Raw genomic sequence first — 16216 nt, 5'->3', positions numbered from 1 at the left:
GAGGGGGCTCTCCACAAGCGACATCCTTTGCGGCACGCCCCCTCCACCAGCCTGCGACTGGTCCCCCTCCCCGTTCCGGGGAGGATCTTGTAGGACCTCGTTCATGGACCTCCCCGCCTCCGCACGCCTCTATCTTCGGCCCACCCAATTCGTCGACACGCCGATCGGGCATGACGACGGCAGCGTCGCGCGGCTGGCCGGCGGGCTGTGCTGGTTCGCGGCATGGGAGCTGATCGCCGTCGAGGGCCAGCGTCGCGTGCTCCAGCGCACGATCCCGGTCGCCGATCTTCCCGCCGACGAACGGCTGCAAGCGATCGCCGCGCGCGTCACCGCGCCGCGCGCGCCACTCAGGCTCGGCGAGCGCGTGGTGCGGCTCGATCAGCCGCAGGTGATGGCGATCCTCAACCTCACCCCCGACAGCTTCTCCGACGGCGGCAAGCATGTCGGCGATCCCGCCGCGGCGGCGCAGGCGGGCGTCGACATGACCGTCGCCGGGGCGGCGATCGTCGATGTCGGCGGCGAATCGACCCGGCCGGGCGCGGCAACGGTGTGGGAAGGCGACGAGATCCAGCGCATTGTGCCGGTCGTCGAGCGACTGGCGCGGAGCGGCACGGCGGTGTCGATCGACACGCGCAAGGCAGCGGTGATGGAAGCCGGGATCGGCGCGGGCGCGCATCTGATCAACGACGTGTCGGCGCTGCTCTACGACGATCGCGCGCTCGGTGTGGCGGCGCAGGCCGGCTGCCCGGTGGTGCTGATGCACTCGCCCGATCCGCGCAAGACCGGGCACGAGGGTGGCAATTACGGCGACGTGCTGGTCGAGGTCTATGACTGGCTCGCGCGCCGCGTCGAGCAAGTCGTCGCCGGCGGGATCGCGCGCGAGCATGTGCTGATCGATCCGGGCATCGGCTTCGGCAAGTCGCTCGCCGACAATCTCGCGCTGCTCAACGGGCTGGCGCTGTTCCACGGCATCGGCTGCGGAATCGTGCTCGGGGCGAGCCGCAAGCGGATGATCGGCGCGCTCTCGAACGAGGCGCCGGCCGAGGCGCGGCTGGGCGGCTCGCTGGCGGTGGCGCTCAAGGGCGCCGAGCTGGGCGCGCAGCTGATCCGCGTCCACGACGTGTTCGAGACCGCGCAGGCGCTGCGCATCTGGCGCGGGATGCGCGACGCGGCGCTGGTCGCGCGGAACTAGGGCAGCAAGCCGCGCGCGATCAGCGCGGTGGCGGCGAGACCGAGCAAGGTGCGGACCCAGTGGAGCTGGCCCCAGCGGATCAGCAGCGCGCGGCTCGCCGGCCCGGCGGCGTCGGGCGGCGTCGCCTTGAGCGCGCCGTTGGTGCGCCAGATGACGAGCAGCGTGTAGGGGATGTTGAGCAACAGGACGATGCCGCCGGCAAGCCAGAACCAGTTGCTCTGCCAGCGAAACCAGGCGGCGGCACCGAGCACGCCGCCGAGCAGCGCGAGGCTGGCCTGCAACAGGGCGGCGCGATCATAGGACGGCTTCCACTGCGCCAGCGCGGCGCGGTCGTCGAGCTTCATCCGGGCCGGATGCTCGGCGAAGGAGACGTAGAAAGCGGCGCCGGCGAACAGGGCGGCGCACATCAGTGCGGCAAGTGCGAGCATCGGATGCTCCTCCCGGGCCGGGGCTATACCGTATCGCCGCCCTTGCTGACCAGCGCCGCGGATCGATCGCGCCGCGGCGCCTTGACGCCATGCCCCGGCCCCGCGACAGCAAGGCCGGGAGCCTGGGGAGGAGTGCGACTTTGACGCGCGGCGCGGCAGGAGCGGAATGGAGCCGCGGCGACTTGCTCGTCGTGCCCGTGCTGCTGGGCGCGATCGCGCTCCGCATCGTCAGCGCGGGCTATTCGCTGTGGTTCGACGAGATCGCCGCGGTCACGCTGGCGCATCAGCCGCTCGATCATTTGTGGAGCGGCTGGATGGCACGCGAGGCCAATCCGCCGCTCTATTACACGCTGCTCAAGGGCTGGATGGCGCTGTTCGGCTCCGGAGACCTGGCGGTGCAGCTGCTGTCGGTGGCGATCGGCACCGCGGGAATCGGCGCCGCGTGGTGGGCGGCGCGGCGCCTCGGCGGGACGGGAGCGGGGCTGATCGCGGCGCTGCTGCTGGCGATCTCGCCCGCGCATCTCGATTTCTCGCAGGAGGTGCGCAGCTATATCCTCGCGCAGACCGCGGCGCTGTTCGCGTGCGCGGCGATCATTCTGTATCTCGAGCGGCCCCGGCTGGCGCCGCTCGCCGGCTATGCGCTGGCGGCGGGGGTAGCGCTCTATGCGCATACCACGATGGCGCTGTTCGTCGGGCTGTCCAATTTCGCCCTGTTCTGGCTGCTCCGCCGCGACCGGCCGGCGCTGCTGCGCTGGATCCTCGCCAATGCGCTCGTCGCAATGCTGTGGAGCTGGTGGGCATGGATCAGCCTCGGCCAGGCGGCGGGCGGCGACACCGCGTTCGGCTGGATCACGCGGCCCGACCTGCCCGCAGCGCTGACCATGACCGCGACGGTCTATCTGCCTTTCTATGTCGCCAGCGAGCGCATCGTCTTCGCGCCGCTGCTCGCGCTGGCGTGGCTTGGCGGGCTCGGCTGGTTCGCCGCGCGGGACCGCCGTCCGGCAGTGGTGCTGCTCGCGGCGCTCACGCTGGCGGCGCCGTTGCTGCTGTGGGCGGTGAGCCAGCGCCTGCCGATCTTCCTGCCGCGGACCCTGTTCTGGGCGGCCGGGCCGGCGACGGTGCTGCTGGCGGTCGCGCTGGCGGCGGTGCCGTCGCGGCCGATGCGCGGAGCGCTCGTCGCCTTGCTCGTCGCGCTGCAGATCGGCGCGCTGCTGCGCTGGCTACCCGAACGCGAGACCGAGGCGTGGCCGCAGACGCTGGCGACGATCGCGCGAATCGATCCGCACGCGGCGGTGATCGTCGAGGGCGACGCGATGGGCGTGGCGGCCGAGCATTATCGGCAGGCGCAGGCGCCGGGCTTGCGCATCTTCATCGTCCAGCGCCCCGCCGGTGCGGTGGATCGCTGGGCGGAGGGACTCGTCGCGGCGCCGCATCTCGACGCGGGCAGCGCACGCGCCCTGCTCGCGCGCGAAGGCCGGCTCTTCACACTCGCGCGCGGCGATTATGATCCGGCGTGGCTGTTCGCCGGGATCGGCGTAGCGCAGCCCCTGCCCGAAAGCGCGCGGAACCGGCAGCCGCACCTCGCCTCGTGGCGGGTGCGCTGAACCTCAGGCGGCGCTCTGGTCGATCCCGAGCTCGCCGAGCTTGCGGTAGAGCGTCGAGCGCCCGATGCCGAGGCGGCGGGCGACTTCGGTCATGCGCCCGCGATAATGGCCGATCGCGAGGCGGATGACGTCGGCCTCGATCTCGTCGAGCGCGCGCAGATTGCCGTCGGGACGAAACAGCGTCACCCCGGCATTGCCCGAGCCTTGCGGATGCGGGCCGCTGCCCGCCGGCCGACCCGCGGCGAGCTGGGCGATCTGGGGAAAGTCGGCGCGGGCCAGCCCGTCGCCGTCACAGAGCACCGCCGCGCGGAACAGCGCATTCTGGAGCTGGCGGACATTGCCGGGCCAGTCATAGCTGCCGAGCAGCGCCAGCGCGTCATCGGTGATGCCGAGCGGGCGCAGCCCCGGCTGCTCGGCGATCCGCGCGAGCAGATGGCGGGCGAGCGCCGGGATGTCGCCGGCGCGCTCGCGCAGCGGCGGGATCGTCACCTGGACGACGTTGAGCCGGTAATAGAGATCCTCGCGGAAGCGCCCGGCCTCGACTTCGGCGAGCAGGCTCTTGTTGGTCGCGGCGATCACCCGGACGTCGACTTCGCGGGGATGGCGCGCGCCGAGCGGCTGGATCTCGCCGGTCTGCAGCACGCGGAGCAATTTGACCTGCGCATCGAGCGGCATCTCGCCGACCTCGTCGAGGAACAGGGTGCCGCCATCGGCATCCTGGAAGCGGCCGATCTTGCGCTCGAACGCGCCGGTGAACGCGCCCTTTTCGTGCCCGAACAGCTCCGATTCGACGAGATTGGCGGGGATCGCGCCGCAATTGACGGCGATCGCGGGCTTCTTGTTGCGCGGGCTCGCGGCGTGGATCGCCTCGGCGACGACTTCCTTGCCGACGCCGCTCTCGCCCTCGATCAGGATCGGGACGCGGGCGCGCGCCGCCTTTGCGGCGATCGCGAGCGCGGCGCGGAACTGCGGCGCGCTGCCGACGATCTCGTCAAAGGCGAGGCTGGCCGAAAGCTTCTCGGTGAGCGGGCGGAGCTCGCCCGCGCTCATCCCGCCGATCGCCGCCTCGAGCGCGGCGAGCAGCCGTTCCGAGGCGATCGGCTTTACGAGGAAATCGGTGGCGCCCGCGCGCATCGCGCTGACCGCCGCGGCGGCCGAGCTGTTGGCGGTGAGCACGAGGATCGGCAGCTGGGGACGGCGCTCGCGCAGCTCGCCGATCAGCGCAGCGGCATCGGCATCCGACGAGGCATGATCGAGGATGATCGCATCGAGCGCCATGCCGTCGGGTGTGCCGAGCATCGCGATCGCCGTCTCGGCCTCGCCCGCGAACACCGTGCGCCATCCGCGCCGCGCGGCGATCGCCGCGACGAGGCGGCGCTGCGCCGGTTCGTCGTCAATCAGCATCAGGAGGCGCTGCCCGTTGCGCGTCATCCCACTGTCCCTGTTGTCCCGTTTCAGGTCGTATCCCATAATCGGCATCGGTAAAGGCGGGCTTAAGCCTGCGCGCAGTCGATGTTTTCCGTGCCGGGGTTGAGGCGCTGCGGCACCGCCGTTAAGGTCCCCCAAAAATCGCGCAGAGGGGATCACGAAGCATGGCCGAAACGGGCGACAACAGCACCGAAGTCCAGGCCCATATCGCGGCCTATGGCGGCTTCACCAGGCTCATGCTGTGGGGAACCATCACTGCGTTCGCGATCGGCGCGTTCGTCGTCCTCATGATCGCCAGCTGAGGTGAAGATCGCGGTGCTCAAGGAGGCCGCCGCCGGCGAGCGGCGCGTCTCCGCGACTCCCGAGACCGTCAAGAAGTTCATCGGGCTGGGCGCCACCGTGGCGGTCGAATCCGGGGCGGGCGCGACGGCATCGATCGCCGATCAGGGCTATGCCGATGCGGGTGCGGCTGTCGCCAGCCGCGCGGAAGTGCTGGCCGATGCCGATATCGTGCTCGGCGTGCAGGGTCCCGATCCCGATCAGCTTCCCGGATTGAAGCAGGGCGCGTGGATCGTCGCGGGGCTCAATCCCTTCGGCGAGCGCGCGCGCGTCGATCGCTATGCCGCGCTCGGCGCCGAGGCGCTGGCGATGGAGTTCATGCCGCGCATCACCCGCGCGCAGTCGATGGACATCCTCTCCTCGCAGTCCAACCTCGCGGGCTACAAGGCCGTGCTCGACGCCGCCGCCGAATATGGCCGGGCCTTCCCGATGATGATGACCGCGGCGGGCACCGTCAGCGCCGCCAAGGTCTTCGTGATGGGCGTCGGCGTCGCCGGGCTTCAGGCGATCGCCACCGCGCGGCGGCTCGGCGCGCAGGTCTCCGCTACCGATGTGCGCGCGGCGACGAAGGAGCAGATCCTCTCGCTCGGCGCCAAACCGATCTTCGTCGAGAGCGTGAAAGGCATCGAGGGCGAAGGTAGCGGCGGCTATGCCACCGAGATGTCCGACGAATACAAGGCGGCGCAGGCCGAGCTGGTCTCGTCGCACATCGCCAGGCAGGACATCGTCATCACCACCGCGCTGATCCCGGGACGTCCGGCGCCGCGGCTGATCAGCGACGCGCAGGTGGCGAGCATGAAGCCGGGCAGCGTGATCGTCGATCTCGCGGTCGAGGCGGGCGGCAATGTCGAGGGCGCGGTCGCGGGCGAAGTGGTCGAGCGGCACGGCGTCAAGATCGTCGGGCACAAGAACGTCGCGAGCCGCCTTGCCGCGGACAGCTCGGCGCTGTTCGCGCGCAACCTGTTCAACTTCCTGAGCGCGTTCTGGGACAAGGAAGCGCAGCGGCCGGTGCTCGACGACGAGATCGGCAATGCGATCCGCCTGACGCAAGGCGGCAAGGTCGTGCACGAGAGGCTGCTGGGTTGACGACGCAGCGGCTCCCCGATCCTCCCCGGAACGGGGAGGGGGACCGCGCGAAGCGTGGTGGAGGGGGCTTTCCGCGCATGCTCCGGCCCGAGACGGCGCGGGCGCGCAAGCAGCGGCGTGAAATGAGCTATCCGGAGGTCCTGCTGTGGCAGCGTTTGCGGCGCCGGAATTCAGGGCTGCACTTTCGCAATCACCACGCGATCGGGCCCTATGTCGTCGATTTCTATTTCGCGCCGAAACGGCGGGCGATCGAAGTCGATGGTCAGATTCATTCGACAGCGACCGCGATCGCACAGGATCGCGAGCGTGACCGGTCCATCCGTGAGAACCGGTACCGACTAGTTCGGATCAATGCCGCAGACGTATTGCAGGATGCGGATGCAGTAGCCGCCGCGATCATCTCGCTTGTGGCGAGCCCCCTCCACCAGCCTGCGGCTGGTCCCCCTCCCCGTTCCGGGGAGGATCAAGGAAAGTAAGATGGACTTCATCTCGATCCTGTCGATCTTCGTGCTGGCGTGCTTCGTCGGCTATTACGTGGTCTGGTCGGTAACCCCGGCGCTGCACACGCCGCTGATGGCGGTGACCAACGCGATCTCGTCGGTGATCATCGTCGGCGCGCTGATCGCGTCGGCGGCGGTCGGGCTGGGCAGCGGGGGCGCGGTCTCGAAATGGCTGGGGCTGGTCGCGGTGGTGTTCGCCAGCATCAACATCTTCGGCGGCTTCGCGGTGACCGCGCGCATGCTCGCGATGTACAAGAAGAAGGTGCGCTGAGATGGAACATGGCGCACCGGTAAACCCTTGGGCCGCACTCGCGTATCTCGTTGCGGGCGTGTGCTTCATCCTCGCGCTGCGCGGCCTGTCGAGCCCGGTCTCGAGCCAGCGGGGCAACCGCTTCGGGATGATCGGCATGACCATCGCGGTGGTGACGACGATCGTCACGCATTTCCCGATGACGGCGCTGGGCGCTTTGGATGGGCAACCCATCTTCGAGCCCGACCTCGGGCTGGCGGGGCAGATATTGGCCGCGATTGCCATTGGCGCCGCAATCGGCCTGGTGACCGCGCGGAAGATCGCGATGACCGCGATGCCGCAGCTCGTCGCCGCGTTCCACAGCCTTGTCGGTCTCGCCGCGGTGCTCGTCGCGGCAGCGGCGTTCCTCAATCCGCTGGCCTTTGGGATCGCGCAGGTGATCCGGCCGATCTACGGCCCCGATGTCGTGACCATCCTTCAGGTCAGCCGGGTCGAGATGGGCCTCGGCGTCGCGATTGGCGCGATCACCTTTTCGGGCTCGGTGATCGCGTTCCTCAAGCTCAACGGCAATATGAGCGGCAAGCCGATCATGCTGCCCGGCCGCCATGTCATCAATCTCGCGCTTCTTGCCGGCATCCTCGGCCTGATCGGCTATTTCCTCACCGACCAGAGCCCGTGGGTGTTCTGGACGATCACCGCGCTCAGCTTCGTGATCGGCTTCCTGCTGATCATCCCGATCGGCGGCGCGGACATGCCGGTCGTGGTGTCGATGCTCAACAGCTATTCGGGCTGGGCAGCGGCGGCGATGGGGTTCACGCTCCACAACAGCGCGATGATCATCACCGGCGCATTGGTCGGCAGCTCGGGCGCGATCCTGAGCTACATCATGTGCCGCGCGATGAACCGCAGCTTCATCAGCGTGATCGCGGGCGGGTTCGGCGGCGACAGCGGCAGCGGTGCGGCCGCGGCGGCGACCGACCGGCCGTGGAAGCGCGGCTCGGCCGAAGACGCCGCGTTCCTGATGCAGCAGGCCGAGCAGGTGATCATCGTCCCCGGCTACGGCATGGCGGTGGCGCAGGCGCAGCACACGCTCAGGGAGATGGCCGACAAGCTCAAGGAGCACGGCGTCCGGGTGAAATACGCGATCCATCCGGTCGCGGGACGCATGCCGGGGCACATGAACGTGCTGCTCGCCGAGGCCAACGTGCCGTATGACGAAGTGTTCGAGCTCGAGGACATCAACAGCGAGTTCGCGCAGACCGACGTCGCCTTCGTGATCGGCGCCAACGACGTGACCAACCCCGCCGCCAAGACCGACAAGAGCTCGCCGATCTACGGCATGCCGGTGCTCGACGTCGAAAAGGCCAAGACGGTATTGTTCATCAAACGCTCGATGGGCGGCGTCGGTTATGCGGGCGTGGACAACGAGCTGTTTTACCGCGACAATACGATGATGCTTCTGGCCGATGCCAAGAAGATGGTCGAAGAGATCGTGAAGTCACTGGATTAGTTCGCGTAAAGTCGGATTGGCAGACGGCGCTCCCCGCGCGGGCGCGCCGCCATCCGCTCCGATATGGAGCCTCGCTCCAGCCCAGCGCCGCGCAGGTCGCCTCATAACCTCCGAAACGGAGGAAATCGGACTCACCCGTTCCGGGGCCTTGCGGCATCTCCGGAACAGAAGACGAACTTGAGGCAGGCGATGGCGAGATTGACCATGGTCCATGACGAGGCCGTTCCTGGCTATGCCGCCAGCGGGCCGACGGCGCTGGTCATCGCCGACAGCGAAACGGCCGCCGCCGAGGCGATCGCCGCGCTCGAACTGGCCGGCTGCCCCGCGCGACGCGCCATCGACTTCGCCGAGGCCGCCGCCGACATCAGCAATTATGACGGGCTCGACCTGATCCTCGTCGAGGCCGTCGCGGCGTCGGACGATCTGCTAGACCTCGTGCTCGCGCGCGCCGACACGATCGCGCGCGAACGTGCGCTCGGGATCGTCGCGACGGTGCTGCCCGAGCAGATCGACATCGCCGCGGCGCAATTGCTCGGCCCGCGCGCCCAGATCCTGTGCAATCCCGGCACCGCCGAGCGAGTCAGCGCGATCGCCGCGGCGAAATGGCAGGCGCGCGGGGTGATGGACGACGTCAACCGCGAGTCCGAATCGGCGCGGCTGCGGCGGCTGAGCGAGGAAGTCGCGCGGATCGCCGAGACGCTCGCGCGGCTGACCCGCGGCGACGATGCCGAGCCCCGTGCCGGGGTGCGCGACCGTGGGGTCGGCTATCGCGGCCCCGATTCCGGCGCCGGCGTGGAGATCGCCGCGGCCGAAATTCGCGCGGTGATCCGGGCGCGGCGGATGCGCGCGCAATTCTTCGCCGACGAGCTGTTCGCCGATCCGGCCTGGGACATGCTGCTCGATCTTTTCGCGGCGGGGCTCGAGCGGCGGCAGGTCTCGGTTTCGAGCCTGTGCATCGCCGCCGCAGTGCCGCCGACGACGGCGCTGCGCTGGATCGGGACGCTCCACGAAGCCGGGCTGTTCGAACGCCAGGCCGATCCGGCCGACCGCCGCCGCGCCTATATCGGGCTGAGCGCGCGAGGCTTCGAGGGCATGCGCAGCTATGCCGGCGCGGTAAAGCGCGCCGGGCTGCATCTGGTGTGACGCCGGGCCTTGCCCCGGCGCGCCGCTTTTGGCATCGCGCACGGGATCGGGCGCTTAGCTCAGTTGGTAGAGCATCTCGTTTACACCGAGAGGGTCGGCGGTTCGAGCCCGTCAGCGCCCACCATCCCGATGGTCCGGGCGCGCGGGCGCAACCGGCGGATCATTCGCTCCGCTCGTCGCGGGAATGGATGGCCGCCTTTGGGCGCGACCGCCGGGTTTTAAGCCCTTCGGCCCGGCCTTTCCCAAAAAGGTTCGCGTGGTGCGAAGCGGACGCAGAGGCTGACGCACCTCCCACCCCGTGAATAGCGGTTGCATCAAGTGCTCCCGGCGTCGGCCTGACTCGCGCCCAGCGCCTGGAGAACATCCTTCCATCGTCTTGTTTCGTTGAAGCGCGGCCCGTCGAGATTGATCAAATAATCAATGGCCGAGCGGCTGGGCACGAAGAAATAGCCGCCCCCGTGAAACTCGACGAAGGTCTGCATCTCCTTGAGCGCCAGGGGGCCGGCGGCGGTGGGGATCGAATAGCCGCGCGGCTCGCACAGGCGCGCGTCGGTCGTGATCGGATCGGGCTCGCCGGTCAGGCCGTGGAAAGACGGCAGCGTCGCCCAGCTCTGCTGCACGAACTCGAACTGCCGCTCGAGATCGCCGCACAGGCACATGAACAACATGCCGCGCTGCACATCCGCCTCCGGCGCGTGTTCCGAAACATAGTCGGAGATCGCCGGATCGAACACATAGCTGCGCCCGCGTCGCAACATGCGATGCCGGTTGGAAATCGTCTGCTCAAGCGGATCATCGGGCTCGAGGCTGTCGCGCGGATTGGTCCGCCGGATATGCGCGCCGAGCGGGCATTGGTGGCCGCGCGGATCGTCGCGGCCATACAAAAAGTCGTTATTGGGTTTCTGGTCGTTGAATTCATTCGCCCGCCGGGGATTGCCGATCAACGGGCGGCCATCGCGCCATCTTCCCATCATCTTGGCGGCGACCCAGTCCCCGTCGACATGCTCGCCGACAGTGGCGCGCAATTCCTTCTCGCCATAATGAGCAACGAGCTCCCCGGCCTTCCCGTCCGCAAAGCGGCGGAAGCCGGCGACATCCTGTCCGAGCTGGCGAATGACGAGGAAACTGCCGTTGCGGCCGAAATCGCGGGTCGCCAGCAGATCGTCCCGGCCGGCGAAATCGGGATGACCGAAGGCCGTGCTCTGCGCCAGGATCGGAAGGCTCTCGCCCAGGTCCGTCGCCGCGGGAACGGTGATCGCCGGCGGGAAATAGCCCTGATTGTTGCGATAGCCGAGAACGAATTCGCCTGGCTCGACCAGATCATGCCTGTCGAAGCCGGGGGTGAATTGTTCGGTGCCGCGGATCACCGGCTGCGAGATGCCGTCGCGGAAGCCGAAATGCTCATGGCTCACAGCCTTTGGCGCATTCCGTCCGCGCGGTGTGCCGTCGATGACGGTCCCCTCTTCGTCGAGCAGCAGGGTGCGGATCACGCCGTGCACCACCGCGCCGCCATGTTCCTCCAGCGCCGCGCAATGATTGCTGATCTCCTGGTCGAGCGCCGCGCAATTGGGCGCGTAGATCAGCAATACGGCATCGGCGACATTCGCTTCGGGTTCGGGAGCGGCGTCGCGCCATCGCCAGCCGTGCGCCTCCGGGTCCGGATCGCGCAGAATCTTGCTGCGCGCGCTCATCCCGCCCGCGAACGCGCTCGGGAAATCGCGCAGCATGTCGACGCCGAGCGCCGCGTCGCCTTGCGGACTGTCGAACCGGGCGATCCCGGTTGGCGACAGTGCGAGATAGAGCGCGCCATCGAGCTTGGGATAGGCGCCGAACGACAAATGTTCGCGCACATGCATGAGCCAGTCGCTCTTGCGGCCGTCAGACGGCAGGCGCACGGGAATGCAGGCGCTGAAATAGGCGCGCTTCAGCCCGCGGAACAGAATCGACTGGATCTCTTCTGACTCGAGTTCATATTCCTGCCGCGGCGCCGAGCCGATCAGATCGAGCCACGCGCGCGCTGCGGTATCGGAATAGGCCCGCGCCAGGCCATCCTGCACCAGCGCGTTGCGGCGGATTTCCTGCGTCGTCAGTTGCGGGTAGCGACTGTACCAGAAATCGGTCGGCACCTGCTGGCGCCGCACCCAGCGCTTGAAACGGTCACCGTCGCGCGCGCCCTTGTTGATCAGCCATTCCGAGTTCGGAAACCCCACGCCGTTGCTCCACGCCGCGGTTTGCCCCTGATGCGCGCGCGTGATGAAATCCTCGAGATAGCTTTCCCAGCTGCCGTCATAGTTGGACTGGAACACCAATGTGTGGGTGCCGGGCACGCGGAACCAGCGCGCGTAATGGATCGTGCCCATGGTCACGACGAAGCCGGTGCGGAACCACAACAGGCTCTGCCGGATGCCCCAGAGCGCGAGCGCGAGCGACAGGCGGCGCATCAGTCCGCGCTTGAGCGGAGTCACCGCGATGATGTGGTTCTGGGCATGGCCCGGGCTGTCCTCGCGCGCCGCGATCTCCCGCAGATGCTCGCGATCGGGAGCCTCGTCATCCGGCACCTCGAGCCGCTCGGCACGGCGGTAGAACCAAGCCAATGCGGCCAGAACGAGCGTCCAGAACAGGATCGTGAGGACCAACGCCAGCAACGCCAGCAACCCGCCGCGCAGCCCGGCAGCCAATGCGTCCCCCAGCGCGCCGTGATACAAGGCGGCGCCGAGTCCCCAAATGCTGTGGCCCAGCGCGGGAAGCGACAGCCACGCGCCCTGGCGGAGCGCATGATGGCAAAGCAGCAGCGTCACGACCCAGGTGGCGAAGGCAACCGTGCCGACCTTGTGGTTCAACCCGCCGCTCCAGACGTCCGCGAACGGCGCCCAGAAGCCATGATCGGGCCGCCGTCGCGCAAATGAGAGTCCGCCGCGCGTGGGCGCGACCAGCATCGCATCGAGTTCGAGCAATCCACCGTCTTCCGGATTCGCCCATGCCGCATCCCGGATCTCGTGGCGGACGTTCGCCAGCACCTGCAATGCGCGGCCGCCCAGTTTGTCGGCATCGCCAGCCAGATTGGCGGCGATCTTGTCACAGACATGCGCGTGCAAAGCCTGTTGGCGATGTATGTCGGCGACGGAGAATTCGCCTGTCCCCGGGAAATGCAGCCCGGTCGATCCCCATGGCCAGAAATGCAGGTCGAGCGCGTGGCGGCGCAGCGCCGCTTCCAGCGAATCGGGCGCGTCGCCGAGGGCGAGCGCGACGATGGGGCGGATCCACCGGCCCATCGCGACCGCATAGCAATGGATCGCGGCATCGCGCTGGCCATCGACATTGAGTTCGATCAGCAGCCGGAATTCGGGCGCTCCGGGCACCCCCGCATTGATCAGCGAGCAAGAGGAGAAATGGACGATCCCGGTAGCATCGAGCGCCGCGGTGACTTTCGACGAGGCCGGATTGCCCATGTCGCGAAGTGCCTCGCGAATATCCGTCACCTTGCCGGTATCGACGACCGGGATGGCGATGATGATCTGGCTCTGGGTGCTGGCTGGACCATCATAGACCATGTCGAGCCGCTTGGTGAAATAGCCCACGCGCTGCATCCGCCCCCGGGGGCCGGCCGCCACGCGCAATCCCGGCAGCGCAAAGAGCGGCAACAGCGCTTCGCGGATGATCCGCATCGCCAGATATTTGCCGACGCATTCATGGAGCCCATCACCGAAGATCAACCCCGGCTCCTGCCCGCGGTTCGGATCGAAGCGACCGGGATGCGCCCAGCGGCGCCGGTCGCGCATTGCCGACATCGTCGCCACCATCACCGTCGCGCCGGCGGGGATCTCGCGCCCGGCGACGGTGGCGCCCCCCGGGCAATAGCGCCATTGGCCGGGCGCCAGCCCCGGGTTGAGCCGCGCCGCTTCGAGCAGAATCGCTTCGAGGCGCTCGACCTTTCCCGCGCGCGCCACCTTGCATGCCAGGTCGAACACTTCCGGCCGGCGCAGGATCTCCTCGATCATCTTCGCGCCGCCGACGCCATTGGTCGGGACGAAGCCGACGACCATTCCGAGCAGGATCGCGCGGATTTCGTCATCCTGCAGCTCAAGTGCGCGATCGTGCTGCGACAGCGCAACCAACCGTTCGACCAACGTCAACTGGGCGAGATCCGGCGTCCCCAGCGCGACCGCGCGCGCGACCGGCCGCCTGGCGCGCGCGATGGCGATGTCGATGATCCGGCGCAGCCGCTGCGCTCCGGCAAGCGCGACCTCGCGTGTCGTGGGATCGCCATAAGGGTCGGCGAACACCAATGCCGAGACCGACATCGCCCATTCCGCGAAACTGTCCGGATCAGCGATGCCGAGCCCGAAATAGCGTCTGCAAATCTCGGTCGGGATCCGGATCGACAGGTCGCCGACAACGTCGAGCCGCCCCTTCCCTCCCGCAATCAGCGAGAGCGCGAAGGCGCGGGCATATCGGCCGACGCGTTCGGTGTCCCCGGGCAGCACGACGCTTCGGATAATCGCGTTCTGGCGCGCCTGGTCCGGCCCATCCATGCCGAGCGAGAAATTGACCTCGTCGCCGCGATCGATCGGTCCGGTGGTGGGCGGCGCGGCGTGTCCGCCCGAAAGCTCCGCCATTTCCGGCCCGAAGGGTGTGGGAAAGGTCGCGCCGTCGGCGAGCACGGCCTCGACATCCTCGGCACGGCAGACCCAGTAGACGCCGTTCAATCGGAACACCGGGAAAAAGGATCTGCCCAGCCAGAGCAGGACCGGCAGCAGGCCGTCGACGACGGCGCCGACGATCTTTTCCCGCCACGTATTCCGCCCAAGTCGGTTGAAATCGAATTCGAGAAGTTCACCAATACGCGGTTGCCGCCATGCACCACGCACTTCGAGAATGCGATCAAAATACTTCGTTTTCGCCACGCCCCACCCCCCAGTGAAAACGCTCAAGTACTTATCTTATCAGTACAATAGCGGGCATCAATTCCGAACCCGCCCATTTTGGCGTTATTCCTCTGCCACGCTCAACGACGCGCGAAGGCGTGACGGCCATTTGGCGGTGGTGAACGGAATCCAGTCGATATAGCTGGCATCGAAGCGCGGCTTGGCACGTCGCAGCCGCGCAAGTGCCGCGGCGGCTTCCCCCGCGCAGCCACATTGGACCAGCGCGTGGATCTTCACGAGATGCGCATACCAATAGGCCTCGCGGCGCACGATCGCATGGTCCGCCGCCTCGATCGCGCCGGTGGCATTGCCCAGCATCGCGCGGATGATCGCCAGCTCGCCCAGCGCATAATAAGTATATTGCTCGCCCAGCCCCAATCGGAACGCCCGGCTGATCGGTTCGAGTGCGTGTTCGGGTGCGTCGTCGAGATAGAAGGCCGCGGCCAGCTGGGTGTAAGCCAGCGCAAGGCTGGGGTTTAGCCGGATCGCCTGCTCGAGCAGCGCGACCGCGGGCACCGTATTGCGACGCCAGAGTTCGGCCATCCCGGCGAGCATATAGCCTCGGCCGTCGATCGGGTCGGCAGTGATCGCGCGCCGCGCGAGCTGTCCAAGATCCGCGATTTCCGCCGCGCTGGCGCGCTTGATCCATAGTTGACGCTGGCGGAAATATGCGAGCTGCAGGATCGCCTCCGACGAGTCCGGATCGATCGCCAGCGCCTGTTCGAGCAGATCCTCGGCGATGCGTGCATTGGCCGGCGTGTAGCGGTTGTGATGCCAGCGCGCGCGCCAGATCAGGCCGGTGACGCCGGAGCCGGTCGCGGGCGCCCGCGTCGCGCGGACCATCTCCGCCAGATCGATCCGGGTGGACAGCGCGCCGACAATCTCGTCGAGCACCGGCCCCAGCATCGTCGCGGAGGCGTCGGCGGGGAGCTGGATATGGTGCGACCAGATCGCCTCGCTGGTGTCGGTGTCGGAAATCCCGATCGCGAGCGTCAGCGCGCCGGCCTCTCCGCGCAGTCGCCCGTCGATCAGATATCGCGCACCGAGCGCCCGCCCGATATCGGCGAGGCGCAGTTTCGCCGAAGGATAGGCGGCGCTCGCCATGCCCGAGATCACCGGCAGCCAGCGCAGATGGGCGATCTGATCGATCAGATCGCTGACCAGGCCTTCGGCGACATAGTCGAGCTCGGCATTCCCGGTCAGATTGGCGAAAGGCAGCACCGCCAGCGTGGGCCGATCGGGCAGACCCGCGGCAGGCTCGGTCATGTCGACGATGTCGCGCGGCAACACCGGCGCGGCCGGCGGCGCCAATTGCCCGGCAAAGTCGCTGCGTTGTTCGCGCAGCCATTGCTCGAACGCCTCGGCGTCGACGAGATCCAGCCCCTCGAGGAACTCGCCGCAGCGGCCCGGCCGCGCGCTTCCGGCATCGACCGCGATATGATCGAGCGCGAGCGTGACGCGGCCGTGTTCGCAGATCAACAGCGGATCGGAGCCGGCGTTGAGCAGCCGGCGCAACGCAGAAAGCTCGCGGCGCAGGCTCGCGCTCGCCTGCTCGGGCGCGCGCGAGCCCCATAGCATGTCCTGCAACCACGGCCGCGCGCGCACGCCGTCCCGCGCCATCGCCAGCAGCGCGAGCAGCGCCATGCCCTTCTTGCTGGGAATCTCGATGCGTGCGCCGTTTGGCTCGAACAAGCCAAACGGACCCAACAGATTCAGCTGGTGCGAGTGCCCGGTCGCCTGCTGCATCATTCCCCCGCGCGCAACATAAGCGAAAAACGGGGCCTCCTCACTTCATTTTTCACGCTTTCCCG

The 16216-nt window shown here is 68.1% G+C and carries 12 protein-coding genes and 1 tRNA gene; 9 read left to right on the top strand and 4 right to left on the bottom strand.

The genetic code is table 11. The features are described from left to right. The first annotated feature begins 103 nt into the window (after nucleotides 1–103). Complete coding sequence (gene folP / locus E5A74_RS10665) at nucleotides 104–1192, top strand: dihydropteroate synthase (RefSeq protein ID WP_135984673.1); 1089 nt, start codon at nucleotides 104–106, stop codon at nucleotides 1190–1192. On the opposite strand, the gene E5A74_RS10660 is transcribed toward folP, so the two are convergent. Continuing rightward, on the bottom strand, nucleotides 1189–1620 hold the full coding sequence (locus E5A74_RS10660; protein ID WP_135984671.1) for an anthrone oxygenase family protein: 432 nt from the start codon (nucleotides 1618–1620) through the stop codon (nucleotides 1189–1191). The genes folP and E5A74_RS10660 overlap by 4 nt on opposite strands. Nucleotides 1621–1760: 140 nt before the next feature. On the opposite strand from E5A74_RS10660, the gene E5A74_RS10655 reads away from it, so the two are divergent. Next, a complete protein-coding gene (locus tag E5A74_RS10655; RefSeq protein ID WP_166745784.1) occupies nucleotides 1761–3224 on the top strand; it encodes a glycosyltransferase family 39 protein in 1464 nt (487 codons plus the stop codon). Between the two features lie 3 nt (nucleotides 3225–3227). Here the strand turns inward: E5A74_RS10655 and E5A74_RS10650 are convergent, their stop codons facing one another. Beyond that, nucleotides 3228–4655 carry a sigma-54-dependent transcriptional regulator gene (locus tag E5A74_RS10650; protein ID WP_135984667.1) on the bottom strand — a complete coding sequence of 476 codons (1428 nt, stop codon included), beginning with the start codon at nucleotides 4653–4655 and terminating at the stop codon, nucleotides 3228–3230. Nucleotides 4656–4816: 161 nt separating this feature from the next. Here E5A74_RS10650 and E5A74_RS20915 point away from each other — a divergent pair, with 161 nt between their 5' ends. From E5A74_RS20915 to E5A74_RS10620, 7 genes are all read left to right on the top strand, one after another. Continuing rightward, nucleotides 4817–4954: a hypothetical protein gene (locus tag E5A74_RS20915; protein ID WP_166745785.1), complete on the top strand. Its 138-nt coding sequence runs from the start codon at nucleotides 4817–4819 to the stop codon at nucleotides 4952–4954. A 1-nt stretch (nucleotide 4955) separates the two neighbouring features. Next, nucleotides 4956–6077, top strand: coding sequence for a Re/Si-specific NAD(P)(+) transhydrogenase subunit alpha (locus tag E5A74_RS10645; RefSeq protein WP_135984665.1), 1122 nt, complete (start codon nucleotides 4956–4958; stop codon nucleotides 6075–6077). A 77-nt stretch (nucleotides 6078–6154) separates the two neighbouring features. Beyond that, the gene (locus tag E5A74_RS10640; protein WP_135984663.1) at nucleotides 6155–6553 is read left to right on the top strand and encodes an endonuclease domain-containing protein; all 399 of its coding nucleotides are present in this window, start codon (nucleotides 6155–6157) and stop codon (nucleotides 6551–6553) included. A 1-nt stretch (nucleotide 6554) separates the two neighbouring features. Beyond that, nucleotides 6555–6848: a proton-translocating transhydrogenase family protein gene (locus tag E5A74_RS10635; protein ID WP_135984661.1), complete on the top strand. Its 294-nt coding sequence runs from the start codon at nucleotides 6555–6557 to the stop codon at nucleotides 6846–6848. 1 nt (nucleotide 6849) lies between these two features. Next, nucleotides 6850–8337 (top strand): NAD(P)(+) transhydrogenase (Re/Si-specific) subunit beta, encoded by a 1488-nt coding sequence (locus tag E5A74_RS10630; protein WP_135984659.1) that lies wholly within the window; start codon nucleotides 6850–6852, stop codon nucleotides 8335–8337. Nucleotides 8338–8526: 189 nt separating this feature from the next. Continuing rightward, a complete protein-coding gene (locus E5A74_RS10625) occupies nucleotides 8527–9480 on the top strand; it encodes a winged helix DNA-binding protein (protein WP_135984657.1) in 954 nt (317 codons plus the stop codon). Nucleotides 9481–9528: 48 nt separating this feature from the next. Continuing rightward, nucleotides 9529–9604 (top strand) — tRNA-Val (locus E5A74_RS10620). Between the two features lie 190 nt (nucleotides 9605–9794). Here the strand turns inward: E5A74_RS10620 and E5A74_RS10615 are convergent. Together E5A74_RS10615 and E5A74_RS10610 are read right to left on the bottom strand one after the other, a co-directional pair. Further along, nucleotides 9795–14384 carry a cytochrome P450 gene (locus tag E5A74_RS10615; RefSeq protein ID WP_135984655.1) on the bottom strand — a complete coding sequence of 1530 codons (4590 nt, stop codon included), beginning with the start codon at nucleotides 14382–14384 and terminating at the stop codon, nucleotides 9795–9797. Nucleotides 14385–14468: 84 nt separating this feature from the next. Further along, nucleotides 14469–16097: a hypothetical protein gene (locus E5A74_RS10610; protein WP_166745787.1), complete on the bottom strand. Its 1629-nt coding sequence runs from the start codon at nucleotides 16095–16097 to the stop codon at nucleotides 14469–14471. Between the last annotated feature and the right edge of the window lie 119 nt (nucleotides 16098–16216).

Source organism: Sphingomonas naasensis, from assembly GCF_004792695.1.
Taxonomy (GTDB): domain Bacteria; phylum Pseudomonadota; class Alphaproteobacteria; order Sphingomonadales; family Sphingomonadaceae; genus Sphingomonas; species Sphingomonas naasensis.
This window is presented reverse-complemented; position numbering and strand designations above follow the sequence as displayed.

Excerpts from the sequence above, each read along its gene's own strand:
- E5A74_RS10650 (WP_135984667.1), bottom strand. The coding sequence starts at position 4,655 with ATGACGCGCAACGGGCAGCGCCTCCTGATGCTGATTGACGACGAACCG.
- E5A74_RS10635 (WP_135984661.1), top strand. The coding sequence starts at position 6,555 with ATGGACTTCATCTCGATCCTGTCGATCTTCGTGCTGGCGTGCTTCGTC.
- E5A74_RS10660 (WP_135984671.1), bottom strand. The coding sequence starts at position 1,620 with ATGCTCGCACTTGCCGCACTGATGTGCGCCGCCCTGTTCGCCGGCGCC.
- E5A74_RS10625 (WP_135984657.1), top strand. The coding sequence starts at position 8,527 with ATGGCGAGATTGACCATGGTCCATGACGAGGCCGTTCCTGGCTATGCC.
- folP (WP_135984673.1), top strand. The coding sequence starts at position 104 with ATGGACCTCCCCGCCTCCGCACGCCTCTATCTTCGGCCCACCCAATTC.
- E5A74_RS10630 (WP_135984659.1), top strand. The coding sequence starts at position 6,850 with ATGGAACATGGCGCACCGGTAAACCCTTGGGCCGCACTCGCGTATCTC.
- E5A74_RS20915 (WP_166745785.1), top strand. The coding sequence starts at position 4,817 with ATGGCCGAAACGGGCGACAACAGCACCGAAGTCCAGGCCCATATCGCG.
- E5A74_RS10640 (WP_135984663.1), top strand. The coding sequence starts at position 6,155 with ATGCTCCGGCCCGAGACGGCGCGGGCGCGCAAGCAGCGGCGTGAAATG.